This window comes from Cupriavidus sp. FW305-27 (assembly GCF_058787995.1).
The window spans coordinates 16,302-34,395 of record NZ_JBYTAG010000074.1; the positions used below are offsets into that span (position 1 = coordinate 16,302).

18 protein-coding genes are annotated in these 18,094 nt (G+C 68.1%); 13 read left to right on the top strand and 5 right to left on the bottom strand.

From position 1 onward, the window contains the following. Positions 1–5: 5 nt before the first annotated feature. Genes AC3WRI_RS27795 through AC3WRI_RS27810 form a run of 4 tightly spaced genes read right to left on the bottom strand, consistent with a single transcriptional unit; the run spans position 6 to position 5,129 of the window. Complete coding sequence (locus AC3WRI_RS27795) at positions 6–1,496, bottom strand: efflux transporter outer membrane subunit (RefSeq protein ID WP_492294498.1); 1,491 nt, start codon at positions 1,494–1,496, stop codon at positions 6–8. 11 nt (positions 1,497–1,507) lie between these two features. Then, entirely contained in the window at positions 1,508–2,671 is a 1,164-nt protein-coding gene (locus tag AC3WRI_RS27800) for an ABC transporter permease (protein ID WP_010814421.1), read from the bottom strand. After that, positions 2,668–3,636: an ABC transporter ATP-binding protein gene (locus AC3WRI_RS27805; RefSeq protein ID WP_011614509.1), complete on the bottom strand. Its 969-nt coding sequence runs from the start codon at positions 3,634–3,636 to the stop codon at positions 2,668–2,670. The genes AC3WRI_RS27800 and AC3WRI_RS27805 overlap by 4 nt, the downstream gene beginning before the upstream one ends. Next, complete coding sequence (locus tag AC3WRI_RS27810; RefSeq protein ID WP_492294499.1) at positions 3,633–5,129, bottom strand: MTH938/NDUFAF3 family protein; 1,497 nt, start codon at positions 5,127–5,129, stop codon at positions 3,633–3,635. Before AC3WRI_RS27810 ends, AC3WRI_RS27805 begins: the two co-directional genes overlap by 4 nt. Positions 5,130–5,248: 119 nt before the next feature. Between AC3WRI_RS27810 and AC3WRI_RS27815 the strand changes: the two genes are divergently transcribed. The 7 genes from AC3WRI_RS27815 (at position 5,249) to crcB (ending at position 11,912) form a co-directional block, all read left to right on the top strand. Then, positions 5,249–6,484 (top strand): pyridoxal phosphate-dependent aminotransferase, encoded by a 1,236-nt coding sequence (locus AC3WRI_RS27815; protein ID WP_492294500.1) that lies wholly within the window; start codon positions 5,249–5,251, stop codon positions 6,482–6,484. Positions 6,485–6,533: 49 nt separating this feature from the next. After that, positions 6,534–7,844: a homoserine dehydrogenase gene (locus AC3WRI_RS27820; RefSeq protein ID WP_011615584.1), complete on the top strand. Its 1,311-nt coding sequence runs from the start codon at positions 6,534–6,536 to the stop codon at positions 7,842–7,844. A gap of 21 nt (positions 7,845–7,865) precedes the next feature. After that, the gene (gene thrC / locus AC3WRI_RS27825) at positions 7,866–9,311 is read left to right on the top strand and encodes a threonine synthase (protein WP_439668024.1); all 1,446 of its coding nucleotides are present in this window, start codon (positions 7,866–7,868) and stop codon (positions 9,309–9,311) included. A gap of 172 nt (positions 9,312–9,483) precedes the next feature. Next, a complete protein-coding gene (locus AC3WRI_RS27830; RefSeq protein WP_037024094.1) occupies positions 9,484–10,722 on the top strand; it encodes a molybdopterin molybdotransferase MoeA in 1,239 nt (412 codons plus the stop codon). A 32-nt stretch (positions 10,723–10,754) separates the two neighbouring features. Beyond that, on the top strand, positions 10,755–11,012 hold the full coding sequence (moaD, locus tag AC3WRI_RS27835; protein ID WP_010810478.1) for a molybdopterin converting factor subunit 1: 258 nt from the start codon (positions 10,755–10,757) through the stop codon (positions 11,010–11,012). 1 nt (position 11,013) lies between these two features. Further along, positions 11,014–11,532 carry a molybdenum cofactor biosynthesis protein MoaE gene (locus tag AC3WRI_RS27840; RefSeq protein ID WP_011615581.1) on the top strand — a complete coding sequence of 173 codons (519 nt, stop codon included), beginning with the start codon at positions 11,014–11,016 and terminating at the stop codon, positions 11,530–11,532. Continuing rightward, positions 11,532–11,912, top strand: coding sequence for a fluoride efflux transporter CrcB (gene crcB, locus AC3WRI_RS27845; protein WP_010810480.1), 381 nt, complete (start codon positions 11,532–11,534; stop codon positions 11,910–11,912). The genes AC3WRI_RS27840 and crcB overlap by 1 nt, the downstream gene beginning before the upstream one ends. Here crcB and AC3WRI_RS27850 read toward each other — a convergent pair. Further along, positions 11,862–12,770, bottom strand: coding sequence for an alpha/beta fold hydrolase (locus AC3WRI_RS27850; RefSeq protein WP_010810481.1), 909 nt, complete (start codon positions 12,768–12,770; stop codon positions 11,862–11,864). The two genes, crcB and AC3WRI_RS27850, sit on opposite strands and share 51 nt — an antisense overlap. A 241-nt stretch (positions 12,771–13,011) precedes the next feature. Between AC3WRI_RS27850 and AC3WRI_RS27855 the strand changes: the two genes are divergently transcribed. From AC3WRI_RS27855 to AC3WRI_RS27880, 6 genes are all read left to right on the top strand, one after another. Beyond that, positions 13,012–13,665, top strand: coding sequence for a TetR/AcrR family transcriptional regulator (locus tag AC3WRI_RS27855; protein WP_010810482.1), 654 nt, complete (start codon positions 13,012–13,014; stop codon positions 13,663–13,665). Continuing rightward, positions 13,662–14,447, top strand: coding sequence for an enoyl-CoA hydratase/isomerase family protein (locus AC3WRI_RS27860; protein ID WP_492294502.1), 786 nt, complete (start codon positions 13,662–13,664; stop codon positions 14,445–14,447). The genes AC3WRI_RS27855 and AC3WRI_RS27860 overlap by 4 nt, the downstream gene beginning before the upstream one ends. 77 nt (positions 14,448–14,524) lie before the next feature. Further along, positions 14,525–15,712, top strand: coding sequence for a substrate-binding domain-containing protein (locus AC3WRI_RS27865; RefSeq protein WP_010810484.1), 1,188 nt, complete (start codon positions 14,525–14,527; stop codon positions 15,710–15,712). A 92-nt stretch (positions 15,713–15,804) separates the two neighbouring features. Continuing rightward, positions 15,805–16,566 carry an ABC transporter ATP-binding protein gene (locus AC3WRI_RS27870; RefSeq protein WP_037024138.1) on the top strand — a complete coding sequence of 254 codons (762 nt, stop codon included), beginning with the start codon at positions 15,805–15,807 and terminating at the stop codon, positions 16,564–16,566. Next, positions 16,559–17,299 carry an ABC transporter ATP-binding protein gene (locus AC3WRI_RS27875; protein WP_011615577.1) on the top strand — a complete coding sequence of 247 codons (741 nt, stop codon included), beginning with the start codon at positions 16,559–16,561 and terminating at the stop codon, positions 17,297–17,299. The genes AC3WRI_RS27870 and AC3WRI_RS27875 overlap by 8 nt, the downstream gene beginning before the upstream one ends. Positions 17,300–17,314: 15 nt before the next feature. Next, a partial coding sequence (locus tag AC3WRI_RS27880) for a branched-chain amino acid ABC transporter permease (RefSeq protein ID WP_492294504.1) occupies positions 17,315–18,094 on the top strand: 780 nt, incomplete at its 3' end.

Sequence of the window (18,094 nt, forward strand, 5' to 3'; positions counted from 1 at the left end):
CGCCATCACCGCGGTGCTGCCGCCACAGCGCCGCCTTCCTCCTCCCACCACCCACCCCCCAACGCCTGCAGCAGCGCGGCCGAATCCGCCAGCCGGTCGGCGCGCGCCTGCGCCAGTTCCAGCGACGCCTGGCGCGACTGCCGTTCGGCATCCAGCACCGTCAGCTGGCTGACGCCGCCGAGCCGGTACTGCTCCGACACCACCGCCAGCGTATCGCGCGCCTGCCGCGCGCTGTCGGCGCGTTCGCGCAGCGCGGCGGCATCGGTTTCGAGTGCGCGCAGCGAATCGGCCACGTTCTGCAGGCCCTGCAGCACGGCTTGCCGATACGCGGCCAGCGACTGCTCATAAGCCGCCTCCGCCGCGCGTTTGCGTGCCTGCAGCTCGCCGCCGCGGAATACAGGCTGCACCAGCCCCGCGGCCAGGCTCCATACGTTCAGGCTGCTGAACAGGTCGCGCGCCGCGGTGGCCTGCGTGCCGCCGCTGGCGCTCAGCGTGATCTGCGGATAGAGGTTGGCGGTGGCCACGCCGATATTGGCCGAGGCCTGGTGCAGCAGGGCCTCGGCCGCGCGGATGTCGGGACGGCGGCGTGCCAGCGTGGCCGGCAGGCTGACCGGCAGCGTGTCGGGCAGGTGCAGGTCGTCGAGGCGGAATTCGGGCAGCGTGGCCGAGGCCGGGGTCTGGCCCGTGTACACCGCGAGCTGGTGCCGCGTGGCATCGAGCTGGCGCTGCAGGGCCGGCACCAGGGCCTGGGCTTGCGCAAGCTCCGCGCGCTGGCGCTGCACGTCGACGCGCGCGACGCCGCCCGAGCGCAGGCGTTCCTCGGTGATGCCAAGCTGGCGCTGCTGGGCCGCCGCCACGGCGGCGGTATCGGCCAGTTGCGCGCGCAGGCCGGCTTCGCGGATGGCCGCGGTGGCCACGTTGGCGGCCAGCGCCAGGCGCGCGGCTTCCAGTTCATAGCGCTGGTAGTCCACCGCTGCCTGCAGTCCTTCCAGTTCGCGCCGCTGGCCGCCGAACAGGTCGAGCACGTACGACACCTGCACCGTGGCGCCGTAAAGCGTGAACGGGCCCGGGCTGGGGATCGCGGTGATGCCCAGGGACTGGAAGTCGACCTGCTGGCGCGTGGTGTTAAGTTTTGCGTCGACGGCGGGCCAGCGCGTCGCGCCGGTGCGCGCGGCCAGGTTCTCCTGCGCCTCGCGCAGCCGGGCGCGCGCCTGCGCCAGCGTCGGGCTGGCATCCAGCGCGCTGCGGATGGTGGCGTCCAGCGCCGGGCTGCGGAACAGCGTCCACCACTGCGCGGGCACGTCAGCGCCGGCGGCCAGGGTTTGCGCGTGGGATTGCCCGGCGGCGTCGGCGCTGTCGGCCGCGACGGTTGCCACCGGCTGCGGTCCCGGCACGTAGCCGGCGTCATCGGGCGGCGCGGGCGCACGGAAGTCGGGGCCGACGGCGCAGCCGCACAACAGTGCCGCGGCGGCAAACAGAGGCGTGAGTCGTTGCATGGCCAACCCCTTCAGTCCAGCGTGCGGCGGTAGAAGCGCACCGCAATTGCCATCACCACCACGATGAACAGCGCCATCGGCCACACATTGGGCCATAGCTCGACCCAGCCGTTGCCCTTGAGCAGGATGCCGCGCACCATGCGGTGGAAATACGTCATCGGCAGGATGTTGCCGATGGCCTGCGCCCAGCCCGGCATGCCGGCGAACGGGAACATGAAGCCGGACAGCAGGATGTTGGGCAGGAAGTAGAAGAACGTCAGCTGCATCGCCTGCAGCTGGTTCTGCGCCAGCGACGACAGCGTGATGCCCACCGTCAGGTTGGCCGCGATAAACAGCAGCGCCGCCAGGTACACCGCCAGCACCGAGCCGACGAACGGCACGCTGAAGATCCAGCGCGCGGCCAGCAGCACGATGGTCGCCTGGATCAGGCCGATGAAGATATAGGGCACGATCTTGCCGGTCATCACCTCGAGCGGCCGCACCGGCGTGGCCAGCAGGTTCTCCATGGTGCCGCGCTCGCGTTCGCGCGTCATGGCCAGGCCGGTCATCATCACCATGGTCATCGTCAGGATCACGCCCATCAGGCCGGGAATGATGTTGTATTGCGTGATGCCTTCCGGGTTGTAGAGCCGCTGCACCTGCACGTCGAAGGGCGGCTTGCCGCCGGCCAGCGGCGCCAGCGATCCCTTCAGGTCATGCGTGGCCACGCGGTAGGGCAGCTGCGGTAGCGCGGCGATGGCCTGGCCGGTGGCGGAGGGATCGGTGGCATCGGCCTCGACCAGCAGCGCGGGCCGTTCGCCGCGCAGCAGACGGCGCGTGAAGTCGGGCGGGATGGTCAGCACGAACTGCACCTCGCCCTTCATCAGCGCCTCGCGCCCGGCCTGTTCGTCCGGCAGCGTGCCGACCAGCTTGAAATACGTCGATTGCTCCATGCTGGCGATGAAGGAACGCGTGAATTCGCTCTGGTCGGCGGCAATCACCGCGGTCGGCAGGTGGCGCGGATCGGTGTTGATGGCAAAGCCGAACAGCAGCAGCTGCATGATCGGCAGCCCGATGATCATGCCGAAGGTGACGCGGTCGCGCCGCAGCTGCAGGAATTCCTTGAGCACGATGCTCCACCAGCGTTGCAACGAGAAGCGCTGTTGCGCGGCCGGGTTGCGGGCGGCGGCTGTCATGACGCCTCCCTGGCCTTGCGGGCTGCCATATTGTCTTCGGCCCCGCTCATCATGTGGATGAACACGTCTTCCAGGCTGGTCTGGGTTTGCTCGACGCGCCGGCCCGGTCCGGCCAGCCGCGCAAGCGTATCGGCCAGCGCCTGCGCATCGCGCCCGGTCACATGCAGCGCGGTGCCGAAGGCCACGGTCTGCTCCACGCCCGGCGCACCCTGCAGCTGCTCGGACAGCGCGGCGAGGTCGTCGCCTTCCACGCTCCAGGTCGACAGCTTCTGGCTGGCCACCACTTCATCGGCGGTGCCCTGCGCCAGCAGCTTGCCGTAGGCGATATAGGCCAGCTTGTGACAGCGCTCGGCCTCGTCCATGTAGTGCGTGCTGACCAGCACCGAGATGCCGCGCGCGGCCAGCTGGTGCAGCTGCTCCCAGAAGTCGCGCCGGGCCTTGGGGTCCACGCCCGCGGTGGGTTCGTCGAGCAGCAGCAGTTCGGGCTCGTGCAGCAGGCACGCCGCCAGCGCCAGCCGCTGCTTCCAGCCGCCAGACAGCGCGCCGGCCAGCTGCGCCGAGCGCGTGGCCAGGCCCAGGTCTTCCAGCGCGCGGTCGACCGCCTCGCGCCGGTTCGGCATGCCGTAGACGCGCGCGACGAAGTCCAGGTTCTCGCGGATCGACAGGTCGTCCCAGTAAGAGAACTTCTGCGTCATGTAGCCGACGCGGCGCTTGATCTCGTCGGACTCGCTGCGGATGTCGTAGCCCAGGCAGGTGCCCTCGCCGGAATCGGGCGTCAGCAGCCCGCACATCATGCGGATCGAGGTGGTCTTGCCGCTGCCGTTGGGGCCGAGGAAGCCGAAGATCTCGCCGCGCGCGACCTGCATGCTGAGGTCGTTGACCACGTGCTTGTCGCCGAAGTGCTTGTTCAGGCCGCGCACGTCGATGGCGAGTGCGGCCGCGCCGCCGTTCGCTCTGGTGTTCATTGCCGCACCACCTCGACGGGCTGGCCCGGCCGCAGCTTGGGCGCATCGGCCGCCGCCGGGCGCGCTTCGACCAGGAACACCAGCTTGCGCCGCGTCTCGTTGCTGTAGATCACCGGCGGCGTGTATTCGGCCTCGTTGGCTACGTAGCTGATGGTGGCCGCCACCGGCGCGGCGCAGCCGTCGCAGCGCACCTGCACCGCCTGGCCGTTGCGCAGCGCGCCCACCACCGTCTCCGGCACATAGAAGCGCACCTTGACGTTGCCCGGTGGCAGCATGCGCACCACGGGGCTGCCCGCCGGCACCCACTCGCCGAGGCGGTAGGGCGTGTCGTAGACCAGCCCCGCCTGGGTCGTGGCCACGGTCTTGCGCGACAGCTTCCACTCGGCCTGCGCCAGCGCCGCGCGCGCGGCCGCCACCTGCGCGGCCTGCGCGGCTTGCTGCGCATCCCGGCCCGGCAGCCGGGCCACGTCGATATCGCGCTGCAGTTCGCGCACGCGGGCGGCGTCGCTGCTGGCCTGTGCGCGCGATTCGTCCAGCTGCGCCTGCGCGATGCCGCCGATCTCATACTGGCGCTGGTCGCGCCGCAAGGCCGCGGCACTGCGCTGCGCCTGGGCCTGTGCCTGCGCCAGCTGGGCGCGGCTGACCTCGACTTCGACCGGGCGCTTGCCGGTCTTCATGTCTTGCAGCTGTGCCTCGGCTGCGCGCAGCTGGTCTTCGGCCTGCTGGCGCGCGGCGCGCTCGTCGTCGGATTCGAGTGCAAACAGCGCGGTGCCCTGGCCGACCTGCTGGCCGCGCTGCACCGACAGCGTGTCGAGGCGCCCGGCGAACGGCGAGGCCACGCTGACGAATTCGCCTTCGACATAGCCTTGCCAGGTGTCGGCGCGTTCACGGCTGCAAGCGGCGAGCAGCAGCACCGCCGCCACCTTGCGGCCTTCCGCCATCAGGATGTTGTAGGTGCGGCAGGCGGCCTGCAGGTCCATGGCGTCCACCCCGACATGGCGGCGCGACAGCGACGCGGTCAGGCGCGGGTGCGGGAAGCGCAGCCGCGAGCCGGTGCCGAGCAGCACCACTTCGGGGCCGAGTTCCACCAGCTGCTCGAAATGCGCAGGCTCCAGGTCTTCGAAGCGGCTGACCGGCCAGGGCCGGACCTCGCCCTCGGGCATGACCAGGACCGAGTTGGTGTGACGGACGAGGTTGATCTCGATGTAGCCCGGCCCGTAGGCCGTGACGGTATTGAGCGATTGGGGCTGGTCGGCGTGGAGTTTCACTTGGAGGCCTCTGCGGCGGCCGCCACGGGCTGGCGGGCCGGCCCGTGGGGCGGATGGCCGGCACCCCGGGCGGGTACGGTGTGGGCGACAGGATGGACGACAGTGCGCAGGCGCCTGGCGTGTGCGCGGCAAGCGCACGCTGCAATGCAAGAATCCCTGCCGAAGTCTGTCATAATCCGATAAATTATAGCTTTTGCCTCCCTGTCTGCCACGTTCGCGTTGCATTGCAGCGGACGTCGCCCCGGCGCGGGGTTTCCGCACGGGGCTTCGGCATTAATTCAGATTCGCCCAGATTCCCTGTCCGGTGCCGCCGACGCGGCACGCTACGCTTGCCCGACATCGCCGTGAAACCCATCCAGAAATCCAACAAACTCAATAACGTTTGCTACGACATCCGCGGACCGGTGCTGGAAAAGGCCAAGCAGATGGAGGAAGAAGGGCACAAGATCATCAAGCTGAATATCGGCAACCTGGCCGTGTTCGGCTTTGACGCGCCGGAAGAGATTCAGCAGGACATGATGCGAAACCTGCCGAATTCGGCAGGTTATTCTGATTCCAAGGGCATTTTCGCCGCACGCAAGGCGATCATGCACTATACCCAGCAAAAAAATATCGAAGGCGTTGGCCTGGACGATATTTATGTGGGCAACGGTGCCTCCGAACTGATCGTGATGGCCGTCAACGCGCTGCTCAATGCCGGCGACGAAGTGCTGGTGCCGGCGCCGGACTACCCGCTGTGGACCGCCGCGGTGAGCCTCTCGGGCGGCACGCCGGTGCACTATATCTGCGACGAGTCCAACGACTGGATGCCCGATCCGGCCGATATCCGCGCCCGTATCACGCCGCATACCAAGGCCATCGTCATCATCAACCCGAACAACCCCACCGGGGCGCTGTATTCGGACGAGCTGCTGCTCGAGATCGTCGCCATCGCGCGCGAGCACGGCCTGATCATCTATGCCGACGAGATCTACGACAAGGTCCTGTACGACGGCCACACCCACACCTCGATCGCCTCGCTCTCGACCGATGTGCTGACCGTGACCTTCAACGGCCTGTCGAAGAACTACCGCTCATGCGGCTACCGCGCCGGCTGGATGGTGGTGTCGGGCGACAAGCGCCCGGCCATCGACTATATCGAAGGCCTGAGCATGCTGTCGTCGATGCGCCTGTGCGCCAACGTTCCGGGCCAGTGGGCGATCCAGACCGCGCTGGGCGGCTACCAGAGCATCAACGACCTGGTCAATGAAGGCGGACGCCTGCGCCGCCAGCGCGACCTGGCCTACGAGCTGATCACCGCGATCCCGGGTGTTACCTGCGTCAAGCCCAAGGCGGCACTGTACCTGTTCCCCAAGCTCGACCTGTCGATGTACCCGGTGCAGGACGACCAGGAGTTCATCTACGAACTGCTGCAGGAGTCCAAGGTGCTGCTGGTGCAGGGCTCGGGCTTCAACTGGGCCAAGCCCGATCATTTCCGCATCGTGTTCCTGCCGCACGAGGAAGACCTGCGCGAGGCCATCGGCCGCATCGCGCGCTTCCTCGAGGCGTACCGAAAACGCCACGGCAAGGCAGCGGCCTGATTTCGCGGGCCGCGCCGCAATTCATCCTTAGCAACTCAGAAGATTGTCCATGAACCCCATCAAAGTTGGCCTGCTCGGCATCGGTACCGTCGGTAGCGGCACGTTCAACGTGCTCAAGCGCAATCAGGAAGAAATTCGTCGCCGCGCCGGCCGCGGCATCGAGATTGCCGTGGTGGCCGATCTCAACACCGAACGCGCGCGCGAACTGACCAACGGGGAAGTGGAGATCGTCAGCGACGCCAACGAGGTGGTCAGCCGCCCGGACATCGATATCGTCATCGAACTGATCGGCGGCTACGGCATCGCGCGTGAGCTGGTGCTCAAGGCGATCGAGAACGGCAAGCACGTGGTCACCGCCAACAAGGCGCTGCTGGCCGTGCACGGCAACGAGATCTTCGAAGCCGCGCGCAAGAAGGGCGTGATCGTCGCCTTCGAAGCCGCGGTGGCCGGCGGCATCCCCATCATCAAGGCGCTGCGCGAGGGCCTGACCGCCAACCGCATCCAGTGGATCGCCGGCATCATCAACGGCACCACCAACTTCATCCTGTCCGAGATGCGCGACAAGGGCCTCGATTTCGACGTGGTGCTGAAGGAAGCCCAGCAGCTCGGCTACGCCGAAGCCGACCCGACCTTCGACATCGAAGGCGTCGATGCCGCGCACAAGGTCACGCTGATGAGCGCGATCGCCTTCGGCATGCCGGTGCAGTTCGACAAGGCCCACGTGGAAGGCATCACCAAGCTGTCAGCCATCGACATCAAGTACGCCGAGGAACTGGGCTACCGCATCAAGCTGCTGGGCATCACCCGCCGCCGCGACGACGGTGTCGAGCTGCGCGTGCATCCGACGCTGGTGCCGGCCTCGCGCCTGATCGCCAACGTCGAAGGCGCGATGAACGCGGTGCTGGTGCAGGGCGACGCCGTGGGCGCGACGCTCTACTACGGCAAGGGTGCCGGCGCCGAGCCGACCGCCTCGGCCGTGATCGCTGACCTGGTCGACGTGACCCGCCTGCACACCGCCGATCCCAACCACCGCGTGCCGCACCTGGCGTTCCAGCCGGACGAGCTGTCGAGCGTGCCGGTGCTGCCGATCGAAGAGATCAACAGCTCGTACTACCTGCGCATGCGCGTGGCCGACGAGACCGGCGTGCTGGCCGAGATCACCCGCATCCTGGCCGAGGGCGGCATCTCGATCGACGCCATGCTGCAGAAGGAATCGCGCGAGGGCGAGCCGCAGACCGACATCATCATCCTCACGCACATCACGCGCGAGAAGCACGTCAACGCGGCGATCGCCAAGATCGAGGCGCTGCCCACCGTGCTGTCCGCCGTGACGCGCCTGCGCATGGAAGAACTGAACTAAGGGCCGGACCTGCTGATTCACATGAAATACCAGTCGACCCGCGGCCATGAGATGCCGCAATCGTTTTCCGAGATCCTGCTGGGCGGCCTGGCGCCGGACGGCGGGCTGTACCTGCCTACGCAGTACCCGCAAGTCACCGCCGACGAACTGGAGGCCTGGCGCAAGCTGTCGTATGCCGACCTGGCCTACGAGATCCTGCGCAAGTTCTGCGACGATATTCCTGCCGAGGACCTGCGCGCGCTGACGCGCAAGACCTATACGCCCGAGGTGTACTGCAACGCGCGCGAGGGCGACAACACCGCCGACATCACGCCGCTGCGCACGCTCGGCGAGGAAGGTGGCACCAGGCTGCAACTGCTGGGCCTGTCCAACGGCCCGACGCTGGCCTTCAAGGACATGGCGATGCAGCTGCTCGGCAACCTGTTCGAGTACGCGCTGGGCCGCGCCGGGCAGGAGCTGAACATCCTGGGCGCGACTTCCGGCGATACCGGCAGCGCGGCAGAATACGCCATGCGCGGCAAGCGCGGCATCCGCGTGTTCATGCTGAGCCCGCACCGCAAGATGAGCGCGTTCCAGACCGCGCAGATGTTCAGCCTGCAGGACGCCAACATCTTCAACCTTGCCGTCGAAGGCGTGTTCGACGATTGCCAGGACATCGTCAAGGCGGTCTCCAACGACCTCGACTACAAGGCGCGCCAGAAGATCGGCACGGTCAACTCGATCAACTGGGCACGCGTGGTGGCCCAGGTGGTGTACTACTTCAAGGGCTGGCTGCTGGCCACCAGCGGCCCCGGCCAGAAGGTGTCGTTCTGCGTGCCGTCGGGCAACTTCGGCAACGTCTGCGCCGGCCATATCGCGCGCATGATGGGCCTGCCGATCGACAAGCTGGTAGTGGCCACCAACGAGAACGACGTGCTCGACGAGTTCTTCCGCACCGGTGCCTACCGCGTGCGCAAGTCGGCCGAGACGTACCACACCTCGAGCCCGAGCATGGATATTTCCAAGGCCTCGAACTTCGAGCGCTTCGTGTTCGACCTGCTCGGCCAGGACGCCGGCAAGCTGGTGGCGCTGTTCCGCGACGTGGAAGAGAAGGGCGGCTTCGACCTGTCGGGCACGCCGGAATTCGACCGCATCCGCGAGTTCGGCTTTGTCTCGGGCCGCAGCACGCACGACGACCGCGTAGCGACCATCCGCGACCTGTCTTCGCGCTACGGCATCACCATCGATACCCACACCGCCGATGGCGTCAAGGTGGCGCGCGAGCATCTCAGCGCCGGCGTGCCGATGGTGGTGCTGGAAACCGCGCTGCCGGCCAAGTTTGCCGACACTATCCGCGAAGCGCTCGGCCACGAGCCGGAGCGCCCCGCAAAGTTCGAGGGCATCGAGAGCCTGCCGCAGCGCTTTGAAGTGATGCCGGCCGACGCCGCACAGGTCAAGGCCTATATCGCCGGCCACACCGGCCTGTAAGCGCGCGGGCGCGTGCAGCCCGCTGCGGCGCTGCCGCATGCCGGGCCCGCGCCAACTCGCTACAATCAGGCTGCGGGCCCGATCTTCGGCCCCCGGATTGCCTGCCCCAACCAAGTGGTGCCGGCAATGCGCGGGCCGTTTTTCGTGGGCCAACAATTTCCCACATCGCACCATGACCCAAGCCGCAGCACCTTCCCGCCCCCCGATGCTGACCATGGCCCAGGCGCTCGACGCGCTGCTCGGCGCCGCCCGTCCGCTGGCGCAGCTTGAATCCATCGACACGCTCCACGCCAACGGCCGCGTGCTGGCCGCGCCCGTGACCAGCACGCTGCGCGTGCCGCCGGCAGACAATACCTCGATGGACGGCTACGCCATGCGCGCGGGCGATGTGCCCGCTGCCGGCACGCGGCTGCGCGTGTCGCAACGGATTCCCGCCGGCCATGTCGGCACCGCGCTGGAACCCGGCACCGCCGCGCGCATCTTCACCGGCGGGCTGATCCCGCCGGGCGCCGACGCCGTGGTGATGCAGGAGCAATGCACCGCCGAGGGCGAGGACGTGATCGTCAACCACGTGCCGCAATCCGGTGAATGGGTGCGGCGCGCGGGCGAGGATATCGAGGCCGGCAGCGTGATCCTGCCGGCCGGCACGCGGCTGACGCCGCAGGCGCTGGGGCTGGCCGCATCGGTCGGCCAGGCGAAGCTGGACGTGGTGCGGCGCGTGCGCGTCGCCGTGTTCTTCACCGGCGATGAACTGGCGATGCCGGGCGAGCCGCTCAAGCCGGGCGCCATCTACAACTCCAACCGCTTCACGCTGCGCGGCCTGCTGGAAAACCTGGGCTGCGAGGTCAGCGACTTCGGCATCGTTCCCGACACGCTGGCCGCCACGCGCGAGACGCTGCGCCGCGCGGCGCAGGGACACGACCTGATCATCACCTCGGGCGGCGTTTCGGTCGGCGAGGAAGACCATATCAAGCCCGCGGTCGAGGCCGAGGGGCGGCTCGACATGTGGCAGATCGCGATCAAGCCGGGCAAGCCGCTGGCGTTCGGGCAGGTCAACAACGATGCCGGGCCGGCGTTCTTCCTGGGTTTGCCGGGCAACCCGGTGTCCAGCTTCGTGACCTTCCTGCTGTTCGTGCGCCCGTTCATCCTGCGCCTGCAGGGCGTGGCCGGCGTGACGCCGCGGCGCCTGCCGCTGCGCGCGGACTTCGAACTGAACAAGGGCGACCGCCGCAATGAGTTCCTGCGCGCGCGCATCAATGCCGAGGGCGGCCTGGACCTGTTCCCCAACCAGAGCTCGGGCGTGCTGACCTCCACCGTCTGGGGCGACGGCCTGATCGACAATCCGCCCAACCAGCCGATCGCGCGCGGCGATACCGTGCAGTTCATTCCGTTTGACGGCCTGCTCGCATAGCCGGCCAGCGTTACCAGGACACAGAAGCTGTGATGACCATCGAACTCCGATTCTTTGCCAGCGTGCGCGAGCAGCTGGGCGTGGCTGAAGAGCGCGCCGAGGTGCCGGCCGACGTGCGCACCGTGGGCGAACTGCGCCAGTGGCTGCGCCAGCGCGGCGGCGCCTGGGCCGAGACCCTGGCTGAAGGCCGCGCGCTGCGCATGGCCGTCGACCATGCGGTGGCGCGCCCCGATACGGCGATTGCCGACGGCTGTGAAGTCGCCTTTTTCCCACCAGTGACCGGAGGCTGAGATGAGCGTCAGGGTGCAGCGTGAGGATTTCGATCTCGGCGCGGAAGTCGCTGCGCTGCGTGCCGGCAATCCGGCGGTCGGCGCGGTGGCCAGCTTTATCGGCACGGTGCGCGATGTCAGCGACGGCAGCGCGGTCAGCGCGATGGAGCTTGAGCACTATCCGGGCATGACCGAGAAGGCGCTGGCGCAGATCGAAGCGGCTGCGTGCGCGCGCTGGGCGCTGCTGGGCGTGACCATCATCCACCGCGTCGGGCCGATGCAGCCGCTGGACCAGATCGTGATGGTCGCGGTGGCGTCGGCGCATCGCGGCAATGCCTTTGCCGCGTGCGAGTTCATCATGGACTACCTCAAGTCCGAAGCGCCGTTCTGGAAGAAGGAAGACACCCCGGAAGGGGCGCGCTGGGTCGACGCCCGCGTGACCGACGAAGCCGCCCTCCAGCGCTGGGGGATCGCATCGTTCAATGCCAGCGGCGACGATGCTGGCGCACCACCGGAGAAGCAGGGCGGGAGCCAGCCCTGATGGGGCCGCTCGGCTTTGTCGCCGTGGGCGTAGGCGCCGCGGCGGGTGCGTGGCTGCGCTGGGGCTTTGCGGTGCTGTGGAACGCGATCAATCCCGCGCTGCCCTATGGCACGCTGGCGGCCAACCTGCTGGGCGGCTACCTGGTCGGCCTGGCGGTCGGGTTCTTCGATACGCACGCGGGCCTGCCGCCGGAATGGCGCCTGCTGGCCATCACCGGCTTCCTTGGCGGGCTGACCACGTTCTCGACCTTCTCCAGCGAGGTGGTGGCGAACCTGATTGCCGGCGACTATGGCTGGGCGGGGCTGCACCTGCTGCTGCACCTGGGCGGCTCACTGCTGCTGACCGCGTTCGGCCTCTGGACTTACCGCCTGCTGGCCTGACGCGGCCCGGGCGATCAGGCCCAGCAGCGCGGCATTGAATGCCTGCGGCTGCTCCATGTGCGGGCTGTGGCCGGCGCCGGCCACCACGCTGAATCCCGCTCCGGGCCGCAGTGCGAGCGTAGCGGTGCCCACCGCGGGCGCATAGAGCCGGCTGGCTTCCCCGTACAAGTGGAACAGCGGCAGCCCGGCACCGCGCAATGTCTCCCGGAAATCCTGGCGCGCCATGTCTTCCCATAAAGCGGCAAGCGCCCACGCATCGCACTGGCCCGCCATGTGCGCGATGCGCTGCATTGCGGCGCCTTCCGGGCGCCTTCCCGCCGACCACATTCCCAGCGCGACTGACGGCGCCAGCCGGGGCCAGTCGGCCCGGATACGGGCCGCCATCTGCGCGGCGTGCGCAATCTCATAGTGGCCGTGCAGGCCATGCGGCCAGGCCGCATCGGTCACCAGCCTCGGTGTCATGTCGATGCTGCCGACCGCTGCCAGCGGAAGACCCGGATGGTCGCGCAGCAGCGCCCATGCCACCATCGCCCCCATCGACCAGCCAGCCACCACCACGTCTGTCAGCCCGAGGTGTGCAACCAGTCCGGCGACGTCGCGTGCCAGCGCCGTGATCGTGGTGCCGTCGCGCTCGCGCGACAGGCCGTGGCCGGCATGGTCGGGCGCGATCACGCGGAATCCCGCCAGTGCGAGCGCCCGCTGGCCGTCGAAGGCCTCGCCGGTGACGGACCAGCCGTGCAGCAACAGCAGCGGCCGTCCCTGGCCGGTTTCGCGCCAGCCTGGCAAGGCGCCGCGTGCCGGGTGGCTGGCGAACGGCGGCGAAGCGGGGCCGGCAGGTGCCGAATCGGGAGCGTCCAACGACGGTTCTCTCCTGGCAGGAGGGTAAAGGGCAGCGGCCTGGATGCCACCGGGTGAGGGTGCCTCTCTATTGACATCCACGGTGGGCAATTTATACGATGAAACATGAATCAGCTATCAGGTTTTGCCTGAGTGGCGATTCCCGGCGCAGGCAGGCGCGGAGGAGGCACCTGCCTGCGCCGGCATGACATGAAGCGGCTGGCATTCCAATGACAAGGCGCGCAGCGCCACCGGAGACAAGATGTCCCAGACCGACACGGGCGCACCGCCCGAAACCGGCGCAACCCGCGAACCCGGCCATGCCGGCGGCATCTGCCCGCCCAAGACCGCGCGCGGGCAGAAGACGCGCGAGGCGCTGCTGCGCGCGGCCGAGAAGGTGTTCGGTGAGAAAGGCTATTACGCCGCGTCGATCTCCGAGATCACGCAGGAAGCCAAGGTTGCGATGGGCACTTTCTACCTGTATTTCAAGGACAAGGAGGACATCTTCCGCGCGCTGGTCGCGCACATGCTGGAACTGGTGCGCGCCCACCTGCGCAAGCACGTTGCCGCCGCGGCCACCCAGATGGAAGCCGAGCGCCTGGGCCTGAAGGCATTTCTCTCTTTCGTTTCGCGCCACAAGAACCTGTACCGGATCGTGCTGGATTCGTACTCGGTGGACGAGACCATCTACAGCAGCTATTTCCAGGTGTTTGCCGAGCTCTACAGCCGGCGCCTGACGCGCGCCGAGGAGCAGGGCGAGATCGTGCCCGGCGATGCCGAGGTGCGCGCCTGGTGCCTGATCGGCATCAGCAACTTCCTGGGCATGCGCTATGCGCGCTGGAAGCGCCCGCCTTCGATGGAGAAGGTGGTCGACACCGCCTTCGACCTGATCTCGCACGGCCTGCAGCCGCGATGAACGCTGACGCAGAACCCCTGGTGCAGTGGGAGCGCGCCGTCGATGGCGTGGCGCTGCTGCGCCTGAACCGGCCGCAGCGGCACAACAGCCTAGTGCCCGAGTTGCTGGAAGCGCTGCTCGCCGCGCTGGACGAGATTGAAGCCGACCCGGCGATCCATGCCGTGGTGCTGACGCATGCCGGGAAAAATTTCTCCACCGGCGGCGATGTCGCGGCATTCGCTGCGCAGGGCGACGCGATAGCCAGCTACGCCGACCGGCTGCTGGCACTGCTGAACCGTTCGATCCTGCGCCTGGCAGCGCTGCGCTGCCCGGTGGTGGCGGCCGTGGAGGGCTGGCTGACGGGCGGCTCGCTGGGTTTGGTGCTGGCGTGCGACATGGCGGTGCTGGCGCGGGATGCGCGCATCGCGCCGTACTACACGGTGGTTGGCTTCAGCTCGGACGGCGGCTGGACCGCGATGCTGCCGCAGCTGGTCGGCACGCCGCGGGCGCGCGCGTGGCAGCTGAACAATACGATCGTCGCCGCGCCGGAGGCAGAGGCACTTGGCCTGGCCACCGCGCTGGCCGCACCGGGTTCGGCCGAGGCCGATGCCGCGACGCTGGCGCGCGGCGTCATGCGCAAGGTGCCGGGCAGCGTGGCCCGCACGCGCGCGCTGTTGCGCTGGGACGCCGACACCCTGGCGGCCGGCCTTGAGCGGGAGCGCGCGGCCTTTGTCGCACAGATCGCCAGTGCCGAGACCGCCGACGGCATGCGGCGCTTCCTGGCAGGGCGCGCGCGCGAATAGTCTGTAGAGCTTTCCCAGGCAGTTGCAGCAGGTTTCATCCAGACAAACACAAACGAGACCGAACACAGGAGACAGCAATGCAACGCAACCCACTCGCCGTACGTGCCCTGGTCATGGCCGCCGGCCTGCTTGCCGCCGGCACCGCGCTGGCCAAGGACATCCGCATCGCGCACGTCTATGACAAGACCGGCGCGCTCGAAGCCTACGCCAAGCAGACCCAGACCGGCCTGATGATGGGCCTGGAGTACGCCACCAACGGCACCATGACCGTCAACGGCAACAAGCTGGTGGTGATCGAGAAAGACACCCAGGGCAAGCCGGACGTGGCCAAGGCCCAGCTGGCCGCCGCCTACAGCGACGACCGCGCCGATATCGCGGTCGGCCCCACCTCTTCCGGCACCGCGCTGGCGATGCTGCCGGTGGCAGAGGAATACAAGAAGGTGCTGCTGGTCGAACCCGCGGTGGCCGACTCGATCACCGGCGACAAGTGGAACCGCTATATCTTCCGCACCGGCCGCAATTCGTCGCAGGACGCAATCTCCAACGCCGTGGCGCTGGACAAGCCGGGCGTGCAGATCGCCACGCTGGCGCAGGACTACGCTTTTGGCCGCGACGGCGTCAAGGCCTTCAAGGGCGCGCTGAAGAACGCCAGGATCGTGCACGAGGAATACCTGCCGACCAGTACCACGGACTTCACCGCAGGCGCGCAGCGGCTGTTTGATTCGCTCAAGGACAAGCCAGGCCGCAAGGTGATCTTCATTATCTGGGCCGGTGCCGGCAACCCGTTCAAGATCGCGGATCTGGATCCCAGGCGCTACGGCATCGAGATTGCCACCGGCGGCAACATCCTGCCGGCGATGGCCAGCTACAAGAACTTCCCGGGCATGGAAGGGGCCACGTACTACTACTTCGGCATCCCCAAGAACAAGGCCAATGAGTGGCTGGTGTCCAACCACTACAGCAAGTTCAAGGCGCCGCCCGACTTCTTCACGGCCGGCGGCATGACCGCGGGCATCGCGCTGGTCGAGGCGCTGAAGAAGACCAGCGGCGAGACCGGCACCGAGAAGCTGATCACGGCGATGGAAGGCATGTCATTCGACACCCCCAAGGGCAAGATGACCTTCCGCAAGGAAGACCACCAGGCCATGCAGTCGATGTACCACTTCAAGATCAAGGTGGATCCGGCCTTCGCCTGGGGCGTGCCTGAGCTCGTGCGCGAGATCAAGCCCGAAGAGATGGCCGTGCCCGTGCGCAACCACCGCTGATGAACGCGCCAGCCTCCTTCGCCCGGTCCGTGCCGGCGCCGTCGCAGCCGGCCGCCGGGCACGCCGGCGCGACTGCCGTCGGGGCGCAGCCGCTGCTGGAGACGCGCGGCCTGACCATCCGCTTTGGCGGCCACGTGGCCGTCAATGCGGTGTCGTGCGCGTTCCGGCCCGGCGAGCTGACCTGCATCGTCGGCCCAAACGGCGCCGGCAAGACCACGTATTTCAACCTGGTCTCGGGCCAGTTGCCGCCCACGGCCGGGCAGATCCTGCTGGATGGCGAGGACGTGACGCGCCTGCCGGTGTCGCAGAAGACGCGCCGCGGCATCGGCCGCGCCTTCCAGCTGACCAGCCTGTTCCCGCAGCTGTCGGTGCTGGAGAACGTGCGCCTGGCGGTGCAGGCGCGCCAGCAGCGCGGCCTCGACCTGTTCTCGATGTGGACCAGCCACCGCGACGTGCAGGCGCAGGCCATGGCGATCCTGGAGCGCGTGGCGCTGGCCGGCAAGCGCCAGCTGACGGTGGCCTCGCTGCCGCACGGCGACCAGCGCAAGCTGGAGGTCGGCATCCTGCTGGCGCTGCAGCCGCGCGTGTTCATGTTCGACGAGCCCACCGCGGGCATGAGCGTTGATGAAGTGCCGGTGATCCTTGACCTGATCCGCGAGATCCGCCAGGACCGCAGCAAGACCGTGCTGCTGGTCGAACACAAGATGGACGTGGTGCGCTCGCTGGCCGACCGCATCATCGTGCTGCACAACGGCACCCTGGTAGCCGACGGCGACCCGGCCGAGGTGATCGCCTCGCCGGTGGTGCAGCAGGCTTACCTGGGCATGCCGGAAGAGGAGGGCAGCCATGGCTGACGCACAAGCAACCGGGCCGATCCTGCGGCTGCAGGGCGTGCAGACCCATATCGGCCCGTACCACATCCTGCACGGCGTGAGCTTCGAGGTGCCGCGTGGCGGCGTGACCATGCTGCTGGGGCGCAACGGTGCCGGCAAGACCACCACGCTGCGCACCATCATGGGCCTGTGGCAGGCCAGCGCGGGCACGGTGACCTTTGACGGCACCGACATCACGCGCCACAGCACGCCCGCGATCGCGCAGGCCGGCATTGCCTACGTGCCGGAGAACATGAGCGTGTTCTCCGACCTGACCGTGGCCGAGAACATGCGCCTGGCAGCGCGCACCGGCGCCATCGACGAGCGCCGGCTGGACTGGGTGTTCCGCATGTTCCCGGCGCTTAAGACCTTCTGGCAGCAGCGCGCCGGCGTGCTGTCGGGCGGGCAGAAGCAGATGCTGTCGGTGGCGCGCGCCATCATCGAGCCGCGCCAGCTGCTGATCGTCGACGAGCCCACCAAGGGCCTGGCGCCGGCCATCATCCAGAACATGATCCATGTGTTCCGCGAGCTCAAGCAGACCGAGGTGTCGATCCTGCTGGTGGAGCAGAACTTCCATATGGCGAAGTCGGTGGGGGATACGGTGGCGGTGATGGACGATGGGCGGACGGTGCACACGGGAACGATGGCGGCGCTGGCTGAAGACGAGTCTCTGCAGCAGAAGCTGCTGGGGCTGTCGCTGGCTGCGCACCAGTAAGGCGGGACAATACACATGACCACTTCAACGACTTTGCCGGCCGCCGCACCGTCGGACCTGCCCAAGGTGCGCCTCGACTGGACCCCGCTGGCGCTGGCGCCGCTGCTGATGCTGCTGGCCTATCCGCTGGTCGGCAGCCCGTCGACCTGGCTCACGCTGACCATTGCCGGCCTGGCGATGGGCATGATCATCTTCGTCGTCTCCTCCGGCCTGACGCTGGTGTTCGGCCTGATGGACGTGCTCAACTTCGGCCACGGCGCCTTTATCGCGCTGGGCGCCTACGTGGCGGCGTCGGTGCTGCTGCCGATGGCGGGCTGGGTCGAGGCCGACAGCCTGGCGCAGAACCTGGCCGTGTTTGCGCTGGCAATCGCGGCGGCCATGGTGGCCGCGGGCGCGGTCGGGCTGTTCTTCGAGCGCGTGGTGGTGCGCCCGGTCTACGGCCAGCACCTGAAGCAGATCCTGATCACGATGGGCGGCATGATCGTGGCCGAGCAGCTGATCAAGGCAATCTGGGGCCCCGAGACCATCGCGCTGCAGGTGCCCACCACTTTCCGCGGCGCGGTGCTGCTCGGCGATGCCGCCATCGAGAAATACCGGCTGATCGCGATGGCGCTGGGGCTGGTGATCTTTATCGCCATGCTGTTGCTGCTGAATCGCACCCGCATCGGCCTGCTGATCCGCGCCGGCGTGGAGAACCGCGAGATGGTCGAAGCGCTTGGCTACCGCGTGCGGCGCCTGTTTATCGGCGTGTTCGTCGCGGGTGCGGCGCTGGCGGGGCTGGGCGGGGTGCTGTGG

Excerpts from the sequence above, each read along its gene's own strand:
- AC3WRI_RS27795 (WP_492294498.1), bottom strand. The coding sequence starts at position 1,496 with ATGCAACGACTCACGCCTCTGTTTGCCGCCGCGGCACTGTTGTGCGGC.
- AC3WRI_RS27800 (WP_010814421.1), bottom strand. The coding sequence starts at position 2,671 with ATGACAGCCGCCGCCCGCAACCCGGCCGCGCAACAGCGCTTCTCGTTG.
- AC3WRI_RS27805 (WP_011614509.1), bottom strand. The coding sequence starts at position 3,636 with ATGAACACCAGAGCGAACGGCGGCGCGGCCGCACTCGCCATCGACGTG.
- AC3WRI_RS27810 (WP_492294499.1), bottom strand. The coding sequence starts at position 5,129 with ATGCAACGCGAACGTGGCAGACAGGGAGGCAAAAGCTATAATTTATCG.
- AC3WRI_RS27820 (WP_011615584.1), top strand. The coding sequence starts at position 6,534 with ATGAACCCCATCAAAGTTGGCCTGCTCGGCATCGGTACCGTCGGTAGC.
- thrC (WP_439668024.1), top strand. The coding sequence starts at position 7,866 with ATGAAATACCAGTCGACCCGCGGCCATGAGATGCCGCAATCGTTTTCC.
- AC3WRI_RS27830 (WP_037024094.1), top strand. The coding sequence starts at position 9,484 with ATGACCCAAGCCGCAGCACCTTCCCGCCCCCCGATGCTGACCATGGCC.
- moaD (WP_010810478.1), top strand. The coding sequence starts at position 10,755 with ATGACCATCGAACTCCGATTCTTTGCCAGCGTGCGCGAGCAGCTGGGC.
- AC3WRI_RS27840 (WP_011615581.1), top strand. The coding sequence starts at position 11,014 with ATGAGCGTCAGGGTGCAGCGTGAGGATTTCGATCTCGGCGCGGAAGTC.
- crcB (WP_010810480.1), top strand. The coding sequence starts at position 11,532 with ATGGGGCCGCTCGGCTTTGTCGCCGTGGGCGTAGGCGCCGCGGCGGGT.
- AC3WRI_RS27855 (WP_010810482.1), top strand. The coding sequence starts at position 13,012 with ATGTCCCAGACCGACACGGGCGCACCGCCCGAAACCGGCGCAACCCGC.
- AC3WRI_RS27860 (WP_492294502.1), top strand. The coding sequence starts at position 13,662 with ATGAACGCTGACGCAGAACCCCTGGTGCAGTGGGAGCGCGCCGTCGAT.
- AC3WRI_RS27865 (WP_010810484.1), top strand. The coding sequence starts at position 14,525 with ATGCAACGCAACCCACTCGCCGTACGTGCCCTGGTCATGGCCGCCGGC.
- AC3WRI_RS27875 (WP_011615577.1), top strand. The coding sequence starts at position 16,559 with ATGGCTGACGCACAAGCAACCGGGCCGATCCTGCGGCTGCAGGGCGTG.